Origin of the sequence: Methylobacterium sp. Leaf108, from assembly GCF_001423265.1 — a bacterium.
Taxonomy (GTDB): domain Bacteria; phylum Pseudomonadota; class Alphaproteobacteria; order Rhizobiales; family Beijerinckiaceae; genus Methylobacterium.
Window position 1 is genome coordinate 23,077 of sequence record NZ_LMND01000009.1, and the last position, 15,631, is coordinate 38,707.

Genomic DNA, 15,631 nt, shown 5'->3' on the forward strand with positions numbered 1-15,631 from the left:
ATCGGCGTTGGCGCGCCAGGGCCGGGCCTTGCGGTCGCCGACAGCGCGCGCCACCTCAGCCGCACCAGAGCGATCCCCTCCCCGCCGCCGATGAACCTCTCCGCATGACCAGCTTTACCGCGCGCGCCGGCTCCGCCGTCCGCGCCTTCGCCGAGGCGTCGAGCGACCTCCTGATCCAGCCGACCCTCCGGCTCGGGGTCACCGGCCTCGCGCGGTCGGGCAAGACCGTGTTCACGACGGCGCTGATCCATCACCTCGTCGAGGCGCATGCCCTTCCGGCCTTCGCCCCCTCGCAGGAGGGCCGCCTGCGCCGCGCCCGCCTCGTGCCCCAGCCCGACGACGACGTGCCCCGCTTTCCCTACGAGGATCACGTCGCGGCGCTCACCGGCGCCAGGGTCTGGCCCCGGTCCACCGATCGCATCAGCCAGTTCCGGCTGGCCATCGAGTACGAGCGGGCCGGCGGCTGGCGCTCCGGGCCCGGCACCCTGATGCTCGACGTGGTCGATTATCCCGGCGAATGGCTGCTCGACCTCGCCCTGATCGACCAGAGCTATGCCGGCTGGTCGCGCGCCACCATCGCCGGCACGCGCCGCAGCGGCAGGGCGGGTGCCGCCGTGCCCTGGCTCGAGACCCTGACGTCGCTCGATCCTACCGCTCCCCTCGACGAGGTCGTGGCCGAGCGCGCCAGCACCGCTTTCAAGGCGTATCTCGGCGCGCTCCGTGCCGGGCCGGAGGCGGTGGCGACCACCCCGCCGGGCCGGTTCCTGATGCCGGGCGACCTGGCCGGCTCGCCGGCCCTGACCTTCGCGCCCCTCGACGGCCTCGTCGAGCCCTTGAGCCCTGGCAGCCTCGCGGGGCTGATGGAGCGTCGATTTGAGGCCTACAAGGCCAAGGTGGTCGAGCCGTTCTTCCGCAACCACTTCCAGCGGGTGGACCGCCAGATCGTCCTCGTCGACGTCCTGGCCGCGGTCGATGCCGGCCCCGCCGCCCTCGCCGAACTGGAAGAGGCGCTGGACGCCGTGCTCCTGAGCTTCCGCATCGGCCGCAACACCCTGATCTCGCGCCTGTTCGCGCCGCGTGCCGAACGCATCCTGTTCGCGGCCACCAAGGCCGACCACCTCCACCAGACCAGCCACGACCGCCTCGACGCGCTGCTGCGCCTCCTGGTCTCGCGCGCCATGCGCCGCACGGAAGCCGCCGGTGCCAGGGTCGGCACCGTCGCGCTGGCCTCCGTGCGGGCCACCCGCGAGACCACGATCCACGACGGGGACGAGGTTTTGCGGGCGGTCTCCGGCACGCCGGAGGCGGGAGAGATCGTCGGCGACGAGACCTTCGACGGTCTGAGCGAAGCCGCCGTCTTCCCCGGCGAGCTGCCGGCCCGGCCCGAGGACGTCCTCGACGGTGCGGTGCCGCCGGGCTCCCTGCGCTTTCCCCGCTTCCGCCCCCCCCTCGTCAAGCCCGATGCCCTGGGCCGCCCCGGCCATCTGCCGCAGATCCGCCTCGACCGGGCCATGCAGTTCCTGATCGGGGACAGGCTCGCATGAGCGCGTCCGTCGACCCGACGACCGGGGTGCAGGCGCATCGTATCCGGACGCCCGATCGCAAAAAGGTTCGGCCATGACCTCGACCCAGCGCCCCCGCGCCTTCCGCATTCCGGCGGCCGACCAGACCGGCGCCATCGAGGGCGACGTCGCGCCGCCGAGCACGGTGCGGATGATGGAAGAGCCGTTCGAGATCGTGGAGGCCGCGGACGGGACGCCCGTGCCGGTCGCGCCGAAATCCCGCGCGCCCTGGCTGTCGCTGCTGCTCGTCGCTCTCGGCGGCCTCGTGTCCCTGGGCGTCGGGCTTTCGCTCGAGCGCATGATCTCCGACCTGTTCGCCGCCGCCCCCTGGCTCGGTTGGGTGGCGCTGGTCCTCCTCGGCCTCGCCGCCGTCGCGCTGGCCGCCATCGTCGTGCGCGAGTTGGCCGGCATCTGGCGCGAGCGCCGGATCGAGCTCCTGCGGGCAAGGGCCGTGGAGGCGATGGCCACCCGCGACCACACCGGGGCGCAGGCCGTCGTCCGGGACCTCGCCGCGCTCTATGCCGGCCGCGCGGCCCTGGCGGGTGGGACGAAGCGCCTCGACACCCTCGGCGATGCGATCCTCGACGTCGACGACCGTCTCGCCATCGCCGAGCACGAACTGCTCTCGCCCCTCGACCGTCAGGCCCGCAATGCCGTCGCGACGGCGGCCAAGCAGGTCTCCGCCGTCACGGCCCTGAGCCCACGCGCGATCGTCGACGTCGCCTTCGTGGTGTTCTCCGCGGTGAGACTCCTGCGGCGGATCGCAACCATCTACGGCGGTCGTCCCGGCTTCCTCGGCTTCCTGCGCCTCGCCCGCTCGGCCTTTGCCCATCTCACCGTGACCGGCGGCATGGCGGTGGGGGAGAGCATGCTGCAGCAGGCGCTGGGGCTCGGCATCGCCGCCCGCGTCTCGGCCAAGCTCGGCGAGGGCGTGCTCAATGGCCTGATGACGGCCCGCTTCGGCCTCGCCGCCATGGCGGTGTGCCGCCCGTTGCCCTTCATCCGCGAGCCCGCCCCACGGATCACCGACGTGGCGGGCGAACTTTTGAAGGGCTCCGGGGAGGAAAAGCTGGCCCCGTAAAAACCGACCTGCGCACACCGGGTGACCCGGTTCAGTCGAAGAGCACGCGCAATCCGTTCGATGGCGTCGCCATGCGGATGTCGGTCATCCTCTCGCACCGCATCCGCCCTCGTCGCGCCGTGCCGCCACAGCGTCCCCGGGCATGCGTTACCGGACTTGCGTTGCCGGACTTGCAGCGATGGTGCCGGGCGCTTTGCGAGAGCGGATCATGCGTTTCATCGCCATCGGTGCCGCCCACGCTGTCGAGACGCGGCGAGGCCACCGGCGCATCGATCGCTACGCAAGCCCACCATTCCAGTCTCGCGTGTGAGGCCTGCGTATTGGCATAGCGATCACGCAGAGTTCATCGGCCATTCGGCGTCGGTCGGCGGCGGGGGAATGCGACTGTGCTCCCGATTCTTCGCGGTTGCAGCACATCGACTGTCCACTGTCTGGGCCCAAACCATTCCGCCGCTAAGCCGATGTTAAGCGTTCGCGTGCACGTTCAGGCAGGAAACGCACAAGGACTTCACGTCGATGATCGGGCTCGCCTTCGGACGCACGCGCAAGGATTCTTCGGCCATCGTCGCGAGCGCGCAATCCGTATCGCAGGACGAGGCCGCTCGTCTGACGAAGGCCGTCGAGACCCTGATGGCGACACAGGACCTCACCACCCTCGATCTGCCCGAGGGCCCGCTGCGCGCCTCGCTCACCACCTTCATGGGCAAGCGCGATCAGGAGCGCCGCCGCAACCTCGGCAACATGGCCGCCATCGCCAAGGAAGCCTCCGAGGCCACCATCAACATCGGCTGGATGACCTACGACGTCGGCGAGGTGGCCCGCGCCACCCAGACCATCGCCGGCGCCACCGAGGAGATGGCCGCCTCGATCGCCGAAGTCTCACAGACCTCCGACACGGTGGTCACCGTGGCCCAGGACGCGCTGACCGCCATGCAGGCCTGCGTCGGCGACGGCGAGCAGGCGCGCAACGCCATGCAGGAGATCGAATCGCGCACCTCCCTCATCTCGGACCGCGTCGTGGTCCTCGAGCGGGCGATCTCGCAGATCGAGGTGATGGCCACCGCCATCGCCTCCATCTCCAACCAGACCAATCTCCTCGCCCTCAACGCGACCATCGAGGCGGCCCGCGCCGGCGAGGCCGGCCGCGGCTTCTCCGTGGTCGCCGCCGAGGTGAAGTCGCTCTCCGCCCAGACCGCGCGCTCCACCGGCGAGATCCGGGCGCTCCTCAGCACGCTCACCGCAGAGATGTCATCGATCTCGGTGGCGGTCGGGGAGAGCCGTGCGGCGGTCACCACCGGTCGCACGATCGTCGAGCAGCTCGAATCCCGCGTCGCTCAGACCAACGACCGCATCTCGCAGGCGAGCAACCTGAACCAAGCCATCTCGCAGATGCTCGGGCAGCAGCGTTCGGCCACCGCCGAGATCTCCACCAGCGTCCAGGGCATCGCCGCCAAGGCCTCCAAGACGCACGAGGAGATCGAGAAGATCACGGTCCGGCTGAAGCAGGCCGAGGACCTCGGGCAGACCTCCCTCGACACCGCCGGGGCCAACATCCCAAATTTCGTCCTCGTCCGGATGCCGGCCGATATCGGGGTCTGGAAGCGCAAGCTCGCCACCATCCTGGTCGGCCTTGCTCCGCCGGAGGCCGGTGCCGCCACGATCTCCGGCCGGCCCGGGCCGACCATCGCCGAGACCCTCGCCCGCTCCGACTACGCGAACCACCCGGCGATGGCCCGCTTCGCCAGGGCCGAAAGGACCGCGCTCGACGAGGCGGCCAGGATGATCGCGGCCATCGCCGCCAGCGATTGGGGCACCGGCACACCGGCCTACACCGCGGCCACGGATGCGATGGGCGTCATGATCGAGGCCGCCGCGACGATGGCGGGACTTCCCTCCGCCGCGAACTGATCGCGGATGCGATCCCCGACGGAGCCCCCGGCGGCGTAGAACCGCCGGGGGCTCCGTCGAAACCCTTCCGTCCGGGCCTTGTGCGACGGGCGTTCTCGCGTAGGTCTCATGACGACCCGCCGCCGGATCGCATGCCGTGACCTCCACGCCCCCCGTCGTCATACCCGAGCGTTTCAACGCGGCGCGCCATTGCCTCGAACGGCAGGCCGGCCACTTCCCCGACAAGCCCGCCCTGGTGATGGTCGGGGAGAGCGGGCCGACGCTGCGCCTCACCTACGGCGAGATCGACCGGGCCGTGCGCGGCATCGCCGGCGGCCTCCTCGGCCTCGGCCTCGCGCCAGGCGCGCGGGTCATGATCCGGATGGGCAACGACGCCGACTACGTCCTCGTTTATTTCGGGGCGCTGGCCGCGGGGCTGGTCGCCCTGCCTTCGTCCCCGCAGCTGACGCCGGCGGAGGCCGCCTTCCTGGTGGCGGATTCGGGTGCGGCGGTGGTGGCGGCGAGCTCCGCCTGCACGCTCACACCGGCCGACCTCGACGGCCGGATCGCGATCGGCCCGGACGAGATCGCCGCCATGGCGGAGGGACCGCCGCTGCAGACCTATGCCGACACGGCCGCGGACGATCCGGCCACCCTGGTCTACACCTCCGGCACCACCAGCAGGCCCAAGGGCGTTCTGCACGCCCACCGCGCCGTGCTCGGGCGGCGGCCGATGCACGAGCATTGGCAGGGCCTGGGCGAAGCGGACGTGATGCTGCACGCCGGCACCATGAACTGGACCTACACGCTCGGCGTCGGCATCACCGATCCGTGGGCCTGCGGCGCCACCGCCGTGCTCTACGACGGGCCGCGCGATCCGGCGCGCTGGCCTGGCCTGATCGCCGCGCACGGCGCCACGCTGTTTGCCGCCGTGCCGAGCCTGTACCGACAGATCCTGAAATACGCCGACCTCGGCGCCCACGATCTCAGCCGCCTGCGACACGGCCTCACGGCCGGCGAGGCCCTGCCGCCGGAGCTGCTGGCGGCCTGGGAGCGGGCCACCGGCAAGCCGCTCTACGAGGCGCTGGGGATGAGCGAGATCTCCACCTACGTCTCGAGCGGCCCTACGACGCCGGTCCGGCCCGGTTCGCCCGGGCGGCCACAACCGGGCCGGAGGATCGCGATCCTGTCCGAGGACGGCCGAGACCGGCCCCTGCCCCCTGGGGAAGAGGGCCTGCTCGCGGTGCATCGCTCCGAACCCGGCCTCATGCTCGGCTACTGGAACCGGCCGGAGGAGGAGGCCGCCGTGCTGCGCGGGGAGTGGTTCGTCGGCGGCGACCGGGCGAGCATCGACGCGGACGGCTACGTCCGGTTTCATGGGCGGGCAGACGACCTGATGAACGCCCTCGGCTACCGGGTCTCGCCCAACGAGGTCGAGGGCGTGCTGGCCTCCCACCCCGACGTGGCGGAAGTCGGCGTCGCCGAGTGGCGGCCGCGGCCGGACCTCGGCGTCGTCGCCGGCTTCGTGGTGCTCAAGGCCGATGCCACCGCCGACGAAGCCGGGCTCATGGCGTGGTGCTCCGAGCGGCTCGCCGCCTACAAATGCCCGCGGGCGATCCATTTCCTCGACGCCCTGCCGCGCACCGCCAACGGCAAGGTCCAGCGCAAGCGCCTCGCCGAGACCCTGGACCGGTCCGCAACGGCGTCGCCGTGACGGGCAGGCCCCTCGGCTTGTCCGTGGACCCGCCGGCCGATAGAGCGGGCGCGGGTCCGGCACCGATACCCGTCCGGCCGGTCATTCACGCGAACCCGGCCTCATGACCGTCCTGCCCCTCTCGATCTTCATCATCGCCCGCAACGAGGCCGACCGCCTCGGCGCCACCATCGCGGCGGTAAGCGATCTCACCGACGATCTCGTCGTGGTGGATTCCGGGTCGACGGACGGGACCCAGGCCCTGGCCGTGTCCCTGGGCGCCCGCGTCATCCACAACGACTGGCCGGGCTACGGCCCCCAGAAGCGGTTCGCCGAAGAGCAATGCCGCCACGTCTGGCTCCTGAACCTCGATGCCGACGAGGTGGTGCCGCCGGATCTGGCGCATAGCATCCGTGCGGTGTTCTCGGCCGGCGAGCCGGCGCTGGCCGCCTATCGCCTCGCCATCGCCGAGATCTTTCCCGGAGAAGCGCGCCCGCACCCCTGGGCCTATCGCCTGACACCGGTGCGCCTCTACCGCCGGGATCGCGGACGCTACTCGCCCTCTCCCGTCCACGACCGCGTCGACCTGCAGGCGGGGGTCGACGCGGGACGCCTGCCCGGGGTGGTCCATCATTTCTCGGTGCGCTCGCTGGGCGACCAGCTCGACAAGCTCAACCGCTATTCCGACCAGCAGGCCGACGACCTCGACGCCCGCGGCGTCACCATCCCGACCTGGCGCCTGTTCGTGGAGCTGCCCGGCAATTTCCTGAAAGCCTACATCGGCCGCCGCCACGCCGTGCGCGGCGCCTACGGCTTCCTCACGGCCATGAACTACGCCATCTCGCGCCACCTGCGCGTGGCCAAGCACTACGAACGGCGCCTCCTGCAGCGCCACAGGGATCCATCCGCCCGCCCGCATGCAAACCGGGTTGACCCACCCGACACGAAATTCTAGAGCGGTGGCCTGCGGAGACGTGGCCGAGCGGCTGAAGGCACTCGTTTGCTAAATGAGCATGCCCCGAAAGGGGTATCGAGGGTTCGAATCCCTCCGTCTCCGCCACTCACGATTTCTCCTCACAACTTCCTGCGGCGTAACAGTTTTCGTTTGCGTTCGCCGCGCAGGCGTTTCCCATTCTTCTCAACGGGGTCGGGTTCCCGAACGACACGGTCGTATCGAGGCGCGGGGAGAGGACGGCCCGAGTGTGACGGTTGTCCCCCGTCACGAGACGAGACTGCGCGCTCCCGAGGCCGAGCGATGCCGTTCCGGACGCTGCGGCTGCGCTCCAAGAGTGGCTTGTGCCCTTCTGCGTCGAGGGCGCCCGACGACGCTATCCCAGCGCTCGGAAGCGACCGCCTCCGTGCTCCGGTGGTCCGGTGGTCCGGGACGATGGTCGGTTGGCGGAAGGGTCGCCGCCATTCGGCACGTCTCCATCGGGGGCCGCTTCCGGCCAATCGGGTCCGCGGGCGATCCATCGTGTGTCTGACGTCCCAGGGGGGCCGAGCCATCCGCGACCGTCGCAGGAGAGGGAGTGTCGGCGGGCCGTCCCAATTCCCACCGGCAGACATCGACCCACGGGCGGGCGGGATCGCGGTGCGGCCACGCTGCAGCGCATCCGGATTTGCGCTGGATCAAGGACACGTCCCGGGCCGGGACTAGGCTGCGTTTTCGGGCAACAACGGACGCTTCCATGTCGGCACTTCAGAACATCAAGAACGTCATCGTCGGACTGACCGAGGAGGGCCAGGAGAACGAGCCCTCCGGCGCCATCGGCTACGGCCTGTCGCTCGCGGTGGCGGCGCGAGCGCATCTGACCGTGCAGGCGGCCTCGCCGCGTCTGGTCGTCACCAGCGCCCTCGGGGGAGGTCTGGTCCGTGGCCTCGTCGCCGAGGAGAACCGGCGTCTCGACGGCCTGAGCCGGGCCGTTGCGGACCGGGTCCTCCACGACGCGGCCTTGGCCGGCGTCGCCTGCACCGTGGCCAGCCCGCAGTTGAGGCATCAGGACGTCCTGGCCGCCTTCGCCGCCAGGGCCCGGCTGCACGACCTCACGATCCTGGATTCGGAGGCGCACACCATCGACCTCGACCGCGAGCTGATCGAGGCGACGCTGTTCCGCAGCGGCCGGCCGGTCATCGTCGTGCCGGCCGGCCACGACATCTTTGCCGGGCGGCGCATCGTCATCGCCTGGGATGGCGGCGCGCATGCCGCCAGGGCCGTCAACGACGCGCTCCCGTTCCTGCGGGCGGCCGAGGCCGTCGAGATCGTCTCGGTCGTCGGCGAAAAGGAGCTGCCGACGTCGGTCGCCGGGGCCGAACTGGCGCCGCACCTCGCCCGCCACGGCATTGCCGCCACGGTGAACGACCTGGCACTGAGGCCGGACGGCGATATCGCCGAGACCCTCCGTAGCGAGATCGGTCGCTTCGAGGCGGACATGATGGTGATGGGCGCCTACCGTCACGGCCCGGTGCGCCAATGGATCTTCGGCGGACTGACGCAGTCGCTGATGAAGGCCTGCCCGGTGCCGCTGTTCCTCGCTCACTAAGCGGTCGCCTCACCCACCATCGGACGGCCGCTCGTGACACGGCCCCATCACGAGCCCGCCGCATCCCATGTGGGAACCGCGCGGTGCATCGAGGGGCGACCAGGCGCTGCCCAACGGGGACTTCCTCACCGGCGGGCGAGGGTCTCCGCCGGTTGCAGCGAATCTGCGGGATCGACCGGACGGAGCCGAGGGGATCCGAGAATTCAGCGTTCGAGCGACTTCAGGTAGGCGATCACGTCCGCGACCTGATCGGGATCGAGGCGAAACTCCGGCATGGTCGGGTGCCCGGTGGTGATGCCCTCCGCCAGGGCCTCGCCGAGATCCTCCACCGGATACTTCGTGTGGAGGGTCCGGAACGCGGGCGCGCCCGTGAGCGGGCTCGCATCGGCGCGCCCGACGGCGTGGCATCGCGCGCAGTTCGCCCCGACGAAGGTCTTTCCACGCTGGACCTGCCCGTCTGTGGCGGACGCCCCGGACGGCAGGAGCCCGGCGAGCAGAAGCGAGAGGCAGGAGAGACGCTTGGACATGGGACGGCTCCGGGTTCGATGATCGGCAAAGCCCACGACGGGCCGACTTCGTCGGCTCGCGGTCGACTGACGCACATTCGGGGATGGCATTCGCAACACCCGCTCAGGTCGGCCGGGTGCCGGGGCCGGTCTCGTAGGCGACGACGTCGATGGCGACCCGCATGTCCGCGGGAGCGGCAGCCTCACCCCAGGCCCAGTCGCGCACCTGCGGCAGGTCCTCCCCGGTGGCGCAGACGTGCTCGCGGTGCAGCGCCAGGAGGTCGCGCAATTCCTCCTCGACGTGCTCGACGCGTGCCCCGAGCCCGGTCGACCACTCGAGGGCGGCGAGCGCCAGGTGATAGCGGTCGAGCCCGTTCAGTACCGCCATGTCGAAGGGGGTCGTGGTCGTGCCCTCCTCGACGAAGCCGTGGACGTGGATGCCCGCGTGGTTGGTGCGCCGGTAGGTCAGGCGATGGATCAGCCACGGATAGCCGTGGTAGGCGAACACCACCGGCCGGTCGCGGGTGAACAGGCTGTCGAAGGTGGCGTCGTCGAGCCCGTGCGGATGCATGCCGGGCGACGGCAGCGTCATCAGGTCGACGACGTTCACCACACGGATCCGGATCGTCGGGATGCGCCGGCGCAGCCATTCGACGGCCGCCAGGGTCTCCATGGTGGGCACGTCCCCGGCGCAGGCCATGACCACGTCGGGCTCGGCCCCGCCGTCGTTCGAAGCCCATTCCCACACGCCGATGCCCGCCATGCAATGCCGGGCCGCCTCGTCCACGCCCAACCACTGCGGGGCCGGCTGCTTGCCGGCGACGACGACGTTGATGCGGTCGTGCGTGCGCAGGCAATGGTCCATCACCCAGAGCAGGCAGTTGGCGTCCGGCGGCAGGTAGACCCGCGCGGTATCGCCCTTCTTGTTGGCGATGAAGTCGATGAAGCCGGGGTCCTGGTGGCTGAAGCCGTTCTGGTCCTGGCGCCAGACGTGCGAGGTCAGCAAAATGTTGAGCGAGGGCACGGGCTTGCGCCAGGCCAGCGCGCGGGAGGCCTTGAGCCACTTGGCGTGCTGGTTCACCATCGAATCGACGATGTGGATGAAAGCCTCGTAGCAGGCGAGGACGCCGTGGCGTCCGGTGAGCAGGTAGCCTTCGAGCCAGCCCTCGCAGAGATGCTCGGACAGGACCTCCATCACCCGCCCCTGCCGGGCGATGTGCTCGTCGGTGGGCAGGATGGCGTCGCGCCACACACGGTCGGTGACGTCGAAGACGGCGTCGAGGCGGTTGGACAGGGTCTCGTCCGGACCCATGACCCGGAAGTTGCGGGCCTCGGCGTTGAGGGCGAGCACGTCGCGCAAGTAGCGGCCGAGGACCCGCGTGCCCTCGGCGACCGCCCTGCCGTGGGACGGCATCGCGACGGCGTAGGCGGCGAGTTCGGGTAGGCGCAGCGGCCGCTGATCGCGCCCGCCGTTGGCGTGCGGATTGGCGCTGAGCCGACGGTCGCCGCGGGGATGCAGGGCGGCCAGCGCCGGCACGAGACGGCCAGCCTCGTCGAAGAGTTCCTCGGGCCGGTAGGAGCGCATCCAGCGCTCCAGGATCGCCAGATGCTCCGGGTTCTCGCGCAGCGCCGCCACCGGGACCTGATGCGACCGCCAGGTCCCCTCCACCGGCTTGCCGTCGACGACCTTCGGCCCGGTCCATCCCTTCTGGCTGCGCAGCACGATCATCGGCCAGGTCGGCCGGCCGACGTCGCGGTGCTGGGCCGCCTCACGGATCTCGGCGATGCGGTCGAGGGCGTCGTCGAGGGCCGTCGCCATGGCCTGGTGCATCGGGCCGGGCTCGTCGCCCTCGACGAACAGCGGCTCGTAGCCGTAGCCGACGAGAAGGCTGCGCAGCTCCGCCGCCGGCATCCGCGCCAGCAGGGTCGGATTCGCGATCTTGTAGCCGTTGAGGTGGAGGATCGGCAGGACGGTGCCGTCGCCGACGGGATCGAGGAACTTCGACGCGTGCCAGGAGGCGGCGAGCGGTCCGGTCTCGGCCTCGCCGTCACCGACCACGCAGGCGACGATCAGGCCCGGGTTGTCGAGCGCCGCCCCGAAGGCGTGGATCAGCGAGTACCCGAGTTCGCCGCCCTCGTGGATGGAGCCGGGCAGTTCCGGCGAGGCGTGGCTCGGGATGCCGCCGGGGAACGAGAACTGCCGGAACAGGCGGCGCATGCCGTCGGTGTCGTGGCCGACATCCGGGTAGACCTCGCTGTAGGTCCGTTCGAGCCAGGCATTGGCCACCAGACCGGGCGCGCCGTGGCCCGGTCCCCAAACGGCCATCATGTCGAGGTCGCGCAGGACGATGGCCCGGTTCAGGTGCGCGGAGATGAAGTTCAGGCCCGGCGTCGTGCCCCAGTGGCCGAGGAGCCGCGGCTTGACGTGCCCGAGGGTCAGGGGTTCGCGCAGCAGCGGGTTGTCGAGGAGGTAGATCTGGCCGACCGAGAGGTAGTTCGCCGCCCGCCAATAGGCGTCGATGACCGCAAGGTCGTCCGGCCCGAGGGGGCCGGGCACGACATCGAGATGGACCGGCGCGTCGCCGAGATCGCCGAGGGCGGGAAGCTTCGGATCGCTCGCAACTGGCATCTGGGATTCCCGCGCGCTGGAGGGTGACGCTCCACCCCATCGGCGGCTTTCCTCGCATTCCGTTCCGGCCGGTTCTTTGATCTGGATCATGCCGGGCTCGGCCGGGCCGTGCCACTCGGGGGCTTGCCCGGAGATGCGCGTGATCCTCGTCCTCAATGCCGGTTCGTCCAGCCTGCGCTGCGCTTTGTTCCGGGGCGGCGCGGAGGCCGCCCTCCTGCGCGTCCACGTCGCCGGGATCGGCGGTGCCGCCACGCCGACGGTCACGGGCGACCTCGATTTCGACGGCGAGCCGCCGGCCGGGGCCGACCTCGTGGCGGTCGCCGGCTGGGTCCTCTCGCGCCTGCGCCGCCGGCCGGACCTCCGCCTCCGGGCGGTCGCTCACCGGATCGTCCACGGCGGCGCCCGCCGGGACGGCCCCGCCCGCATCGATGCAGGCCTCATCGCGGAATTGGAGACGCTGGTGCCGTTCGCCCCGGGCCACCAGCCGCAGGGGCTCGCCTGCATCGCCGCCGTCGACGAGGCATGGCCGGGCGTGGCGCAGGTCGCCTGTTTCGACACCGCCTTCCACCGCACCCAGGACCGCCTCGCACAGATCGAGGCGATCCCGCGCGGCCTGACCGAGGACGGGCTCCTGCGCTTCGGCTTCCACGGCCTGTCCTACGCCCACATCGCGGGGGTGCTGCCCCGGCTCATCGGCGCGCGGGCCAGGAAACGCGTCGTCGTCGCCCATCTCGGGCACGGCGCCAGCCTCTGCGCCATCGCCGAGGGGCGCAGCGTCGCCACCACCATGGGCCTGACGACGCTAGGCGGCCTGATGATGGGCACCCGCTCCGGCACCGTCGATCCGGGCCTCGTGCTCCACCTGATCCGCTCGCGCGGCCTCGGCGCGTCCGAGGTCGCCGACCTCCTCGGCCGGCGCTCGGGCCTGCTCGGCGTCTCGGGCATCAGCGACGATGTCCGGGTCCTGGAGGCCAGCGACGCGCCCGAGGCGCACGAGGCCCTCGACCTGTTCGCCTATCGGATCGCGCGCGAGACCGGCTCGCTGGCCGTTGCCCTCGGCGGTCTCGACGCCTTCGTGTTCACCGGCGGCATCGGCGAGAACGCAGCCTCCATCCGGGCCGCCGTCTGCGCGAGGCTCACGTTCCTCGGCCTCGACCTCGACCCGCAGCGCAATGCCGGGGGCCGTCCGCGCATCGACCGGACCGGCTCGGCCATCCCCATCCTCGTCATTGCCGCCGACGAAGAGCGCCAAATCGCCGACGAGACGTGGGGATTGATCGGTGGGGGCGCGCAACCGCGATGAGAAAGGTGGGTCGACCGCCCGTATCCGGCGCGGCGGATCACCACGTCGCCGCGACGCCGACGTCCCGTCAGGGACGTCGGCCTTTGGGCTTGGCGCGTTTCCTCGCCGGTGCCGGCGGCGGCGGGGTGTCCTCGCCGGCCGAATCCGGATCGGTCGCGACGGGCGCCTGACGCGGCGTCGGCTTCGGCGCCGGCCGGAAACGCGGGCCCTCGTCGGGGTCCGTCACCGCCAGCAGGGGCGCCGGGCCGGGGTCCTTACTCGGCCGGCCCCGAGGCTTCCTCTCCGGCTCGGCCTTGGGATCGAAGGCGTGCGCGATCACCTTGCGCATCACGCCGGGCAAAGGTTCACCCTCCAGGTCCCGGCGCGGGGTGAAGCGCATGCCGGCGGGTGCCGCGCCGCCCAGGCCGACCCTGGCGACGAACACCGTCAGTTCCAGCGGAAAATGCGTGAAGACGTGGCGGACGACACCCGGCAGGCGCTTCCAGCGGGCGTCCAGCGGCGCGTCGAGGAGCGCCCGGGCGACGTCGTAATCCGGCTGCCATGAGCTGGTCGGTGGCTCCGCCATGGCGCCGAGCAGCCCCTCGGGGGGGCGGGTTCGCAAAAGCACCGCCTCGTCGCCGCTGCGGATCGCCACGAAGGCGGCGCCCCGGCGCGGCACGCCGGGCACCTTCTTGAGCTTGCGCGGAAACGTCTCCTGGGTGCCCAGCGACCTGGCGCGGCAGGGCGCCATCCACGGACACAGCGCGCAGGCCGGGTGCTTGGGCGTGCACAGGGTTGCGCCCAGGTCCATGACGGCCTGGGCGAAGTCGCCCGGACGGTCCGGAGGCACGAGCTCCTGCGTGAGGGTGCGGATCGCCGGGCGCGCGGCGGGAATCGGGGTCTCGATGGCGAAGAGCCGGGTCACCACCCGCTCGACGTTGCCGTCCACCGCCGCCTCCTGGCGCCCGAAGGCGATCGCCGCGATAGCCCCGGCCGTGTAGGCGCCGACCCCGGGAAGCCTGCGCAAGCCGTCGAGGGTGTCTGGAAAGGCGCCGGCCGCCGCAACAGTCTTGGCGCAGGCGTGCAGGTTGCGGGCGCGCGAGTAGTAGCCGAGCCCGGCCCAGGCCGACATCACCGCCTCCTCGGGCGCCTGCGCCAGCGCCGCCACGTCGGGAAACCGCGCCAGGAACGCCGCGAAATACGGCTTGACCGCCGCGATCGTCGTCTGCTGCAGCATCACTTCCGAGAGCCAGACCCGATAGGGGTCTGGCGACTCGCCGGGGAGCGCCCGCCAGGGCAGGACGCGGCGATGCCGGTCGTACCAGGTCAGGAGATCTGTGGCCTGGGGCCGGATGATCGACGCGTCGGACGCTGGCATGCGGCACGGTCCTTACGCGCAAGCTCGCCGTGGGTCCAAGCCTCCGTCCGAATGCGGCCGAGGGGAGCCCGGCGCCTCGACCGGAGCGGACGCGCCGTGATAGCCACGCTCGATCGCCATGCTTGGCCACCGCCATCGAGAACAGGCCGTCATGCTCACGACCCAGGACCTCCTCACGACCCAGGACCTCCTCACGACCCAGGACCTCATTCTCATCGAAGCGCGGGTCACCAACGAGGGGCCGAACGTCGGCCTCGCCTACGGCCTGTGGTTTGTCCTCGGCTTCCTGTCGGGGCACCGTTTCTACCTCGGCCGACCGATCTCGGCGATCTGCCAGATCGTGTTGTTCGTGGTGCTCATCGGGTTCGTCTGGCTCCTGGTGGACGCCTTCCTGATCCCCGGCATGGTCCGCGCCAAGCAGGCCGAGATCCGCGAGCGTCTCGTCGCCCAGGCCCTGGCCAGGCTGTGATGCGCGGCGCCTCGGGCCGATCGGCCGTCGTGGGCGCCTGCGCCGGACACAAGATGCGGGGCTGAGGCGATGGCACGGATCAAGCCGCTGGCGGAACTGCTCGACTCCTGCGTCGGCAAGGCCTTTGCCGCGCAGGGCTTCGCCTCCACCGACATCATCGCGGCCTGGCCCGAGATCGTCGGCGAGCGCCTCGCCCGCTTCTGCCAGCCCTCCAGGATCGAATGGCCGCGGGGCAAGCGCGGCAACGAGAACGGCCGGCCCGACCCCGGCGCCCTGATCGTGCGCGTCGAAGGTGCGTTCGCCCTTGAACTACAGCACCTCGCCCCGGTGGTGATCCAGCGGGTCAACGCCCACTACGGCTGGGCCTGCATCGGCCGGATCGTGCTGCGGCAGGGCCGGATCGAACGCCCCGCCCGTCGCCAGCCCCCCACTCCCCTCGACCCCGCCCGCCGCGGCGAAGTGGCGCTCGCGGTCTCCCGGATCGAGGACGACGGCCTGCGCGACGCCCTCGACCGCCTCGGGATCGCCATCGTCTCGGACACGCCCCGACGTTGAAGCGACGCCCATGCCTTGTCAGGCGGGCGAGAGGATTCTACCGCAGGCA

Annotated in this window: 12 protein-coding genes and 1 tRNA gene; 10 read left to right on the top strand and 3 right to left on the bottom strand. The window is 71.3% G+C overall.

The features are described from left to right. The first annotated feature begins 104 nt into the window (after nucleotides 1-104). The 7 genes from ASF39_RS07535 to ASF39_RS07565 all read left to right on the top strand — a co-directional run bounded on the left by ASF39_RS07535 (nucleotide 105) and on the right by ASF39_RS07565 (nucleotide 8,763). Nucleotides 105-1,544, top strand: a complete 1,440-nt coding sequence (locus ASF39_RS07535; RefSeq protein WP_055883116.1) for a YcjX family protein — start codon at nucleotides 105-107, stop codon at nucleotides 1,542-1,544. 73 nt (nucleotides 1,545-1,617) lie between these two features. Then, complete coding sequence (locus ASF39_RS07540) at nucleotides 1,618-2,643, top strand: TIGR01620 family protein (RefSeq protein WP_056282401.1); 1,026 nt, start codon at nucleotides 1,618-1,620, stop codon at nucleotides 2,641-2,643. Between the two features lie 516 nt (nucleotides 2,644-3,159). Next, nucleotides 3,160-4,551 (top strand): methyl-accepting chemotaxis protein, encoded by a 1,392-nt coding sequence (locus ASF39_RS07545; RefSeq protein ID WP_056282404.1) that lies wholly within the window; start codon nucleotides 3,160-3,162, stop codon nucleotides 4,549-4,551. A gap of 136 nt (nucleotides 4,552-4,687) precedes the next feature. Continuing rightward, a complete protein-coding gene (locus ASF39_RS07550) occupies nucleotides 4,688-6,244 on the top strand; it encodes an AMP-binding protein (protein WP_056282409.1) in 1,557 nt (518 codons plus the stop codon). A gap of 103 nt (nucleotides 6,245-6,347) precedes the next feature. Beyond that, nucleotides 6,348-7,178: a glycosyltransferase family 2 protein gene (locus tag ASF39_RS07555; protein WP_056282412.1), complete on the top strand. Its 831-nt coding sequence runs from the start codon at nucleotides 6,348-6,350 to the stop codon at nucleotides 7,176-7,178. Between the two features lie 13 nt (nucleotides 7,179-7,191). After that, nucleotides 7,192-7,283: transfer RNA gene (locus tag ASF39_RS07560), tRNA-Ser, on the top strand. 628 nt (nucleotides 7,284-7,911) lie between these two features. Then, nucleotides 7,912-8,763: a universal stress protein gene (locus ASF39_RS07565; protein WP_056282415.1), complete on the top strand. Its 852-nt coding sequence runs from the start codon at nucleotides 7,912-7,914 to the stop codon at nucleotides 8,761-8,763. Between the two features lie 203 nt (nucleotides 8,764-8,966). Here ASF39_RS07565 and ASF39_RS07570 read toward each other — a convergent pair whose 3' ends face one another. Continuing rightward, entirely contained in the window at nucleotides 8,967-9,290 is a 324-nt protein-coding gene (locus ASF39_RS07570; RefSeq protein WP_056282418.1) for a cytochrome c, read from the bottom strand. A 103-nt stretch (nucleotides 9,291-9,393) separates the two neighbouring features. Next, nucleotides 9,394-11,898 (bottom strand): phosphoketolase family protein, encoded by a 2,505-nt coding sequence (locus ASF39_RS07575; RefSeq protein ID WP_056282421.1) that lies wholly within the window; start codon nucleotides 11,896-11,898, stop codon nucleotides 9,394-9,396. Between the two features lie 139 nt (nucleotides 11,899-12,037). Between ASF39_RS07575 and ASF39_RS07580 the strand changes: the two genes are divergently transcribed. Next, nucleotides 12,038-13,201 carry an acetate kinase gene (locus ASF39_RS07580; RefSeq protein WP_244472309.1) on the top strand — a complete coding sequence of 388 codons (1,164 nt, stop codon included), beginning with the start codon at nucleotides 12,038-12,040 and terminating at the stop codon, nucleotides 13,199-13,201. A 67-nt stretch (nucleotides 13,202-13,268) separates the two neighbouring features. Here ASF39_RS07580 and mutY read toward each other — a convergent pair whose 3' ends face one another. Beyond that, a complete protein-coding gene (gene mutY / locus ASF39_RS07585; protein WP_056282428.1) occupies nucleotides 13,269-14,558 on the bottom strand; it encodes an A/G-specific adenine glycosylase in 1,290 nt (429 codons plus the stop codon). A 151-nt stretch (nucleotides 14,559-14,709) separates the two neighbouring features. Here mutY and ASF39_RS07590 point away from each other — a divergent pair, with 151 nt between their 5' ends. Next, complete coding sequence (locus ASF39_RS07590; protein WP_056282431.1) at nucleotides 14,710-15,027, top strand: TM2 domain-containing protein; 318 nt, start codon at nucleotides 14,710-14,712, stop codon at nucleotides 15,025-15,027. A gap of 69 nt (nucleotides 15,028-15,096) precedes the next feature. Next, entirely contained in the window at nucleotides 15,097-15,582 is a 486-nt protein-coding gene (locus tag ASF39_RS07595) for a DciA family protein (RefSeq protein ID WP_055883096.1), read from the top strand. The last annotated feature ends 49 nt before the right edge of the window (nucleotides 15,583-15,631 follow it).

Excerpts from the sequence above, each read along its gene's own strand:
- ASF39_RS07535 (WP_055883116.1), top strand. The coding sequence starts at position 105 with ATGACCAGCTTTACCGCGCGCGCCGGCTCCGCCGTCCGCGCCTTCGCC.
- ASF39_RS07540 (WP_056282401.1), top strand. The coding sequence starts at position 1,618 with ATGACCTCGACCCAGCGCCCCCGCGCCTTCCGCATTCCGGCGGCCGAC.
- ASF39_RS07545 (WP_056282404.1), top strand. The coding sequence starts at position 3,160 with ATGATCGGGCTCGCCTTCGGACGCACGCGCAAGGATTCTTCGGCCATC.
- ASF39_RS07555 (WP_056282412.1), top strand. The coding sequence starts at position 6,348 with ATGACCGTCCTGCCCCTCTCGATCTTCATCATCGCCCGCAACGAGGCC.
- ASF39_RS07565 (WP_056282415.1), top strand. The coding sequence starts at position 7,912 with ATGTCGGCACTTCAGAACATCAAGAACGTCATCGTCGGACTGACCGAG.
- ASF39_RS07570 (WP_056282418.1), bottom strand. The coding sequence starts at position 9,290 with ATGTCCAAGCGTCTCTCCTGCCTCTCGCTTCTGCTCGCCGGGCTCCTG.
- ASF39_RS07575 (WP_056282421.1), bottom strand. The coding sequence starts at position 11,898 with ATGCCAGTTGCGAGCGATCCGAAGCTTCCCGCCCTCGGCGATCTCGGC.
- mutY (WP_056282428.1), bottom strand. The coding sequence starts at position 14,558 with ATGCCAGCGTCCGACGCGTCGATCATCCGGCCCCAGGCCACAGATCTC.
- ASF39_RS07590 (WP_056282431.1), top strand. The coding sequence starts at position 14,710 with ATGCTCACGACCCAGGACCTCCTCACGACCCAGGACCTCCTCACGACC.
- ASF39_RS07595 (WP_055883096.1), top strand. The coding sequence starts at position 15,097 with ATGGCACGGATCAAGCCGCTGGCGGAACTGCTCGACTCCTGCGTCGGC.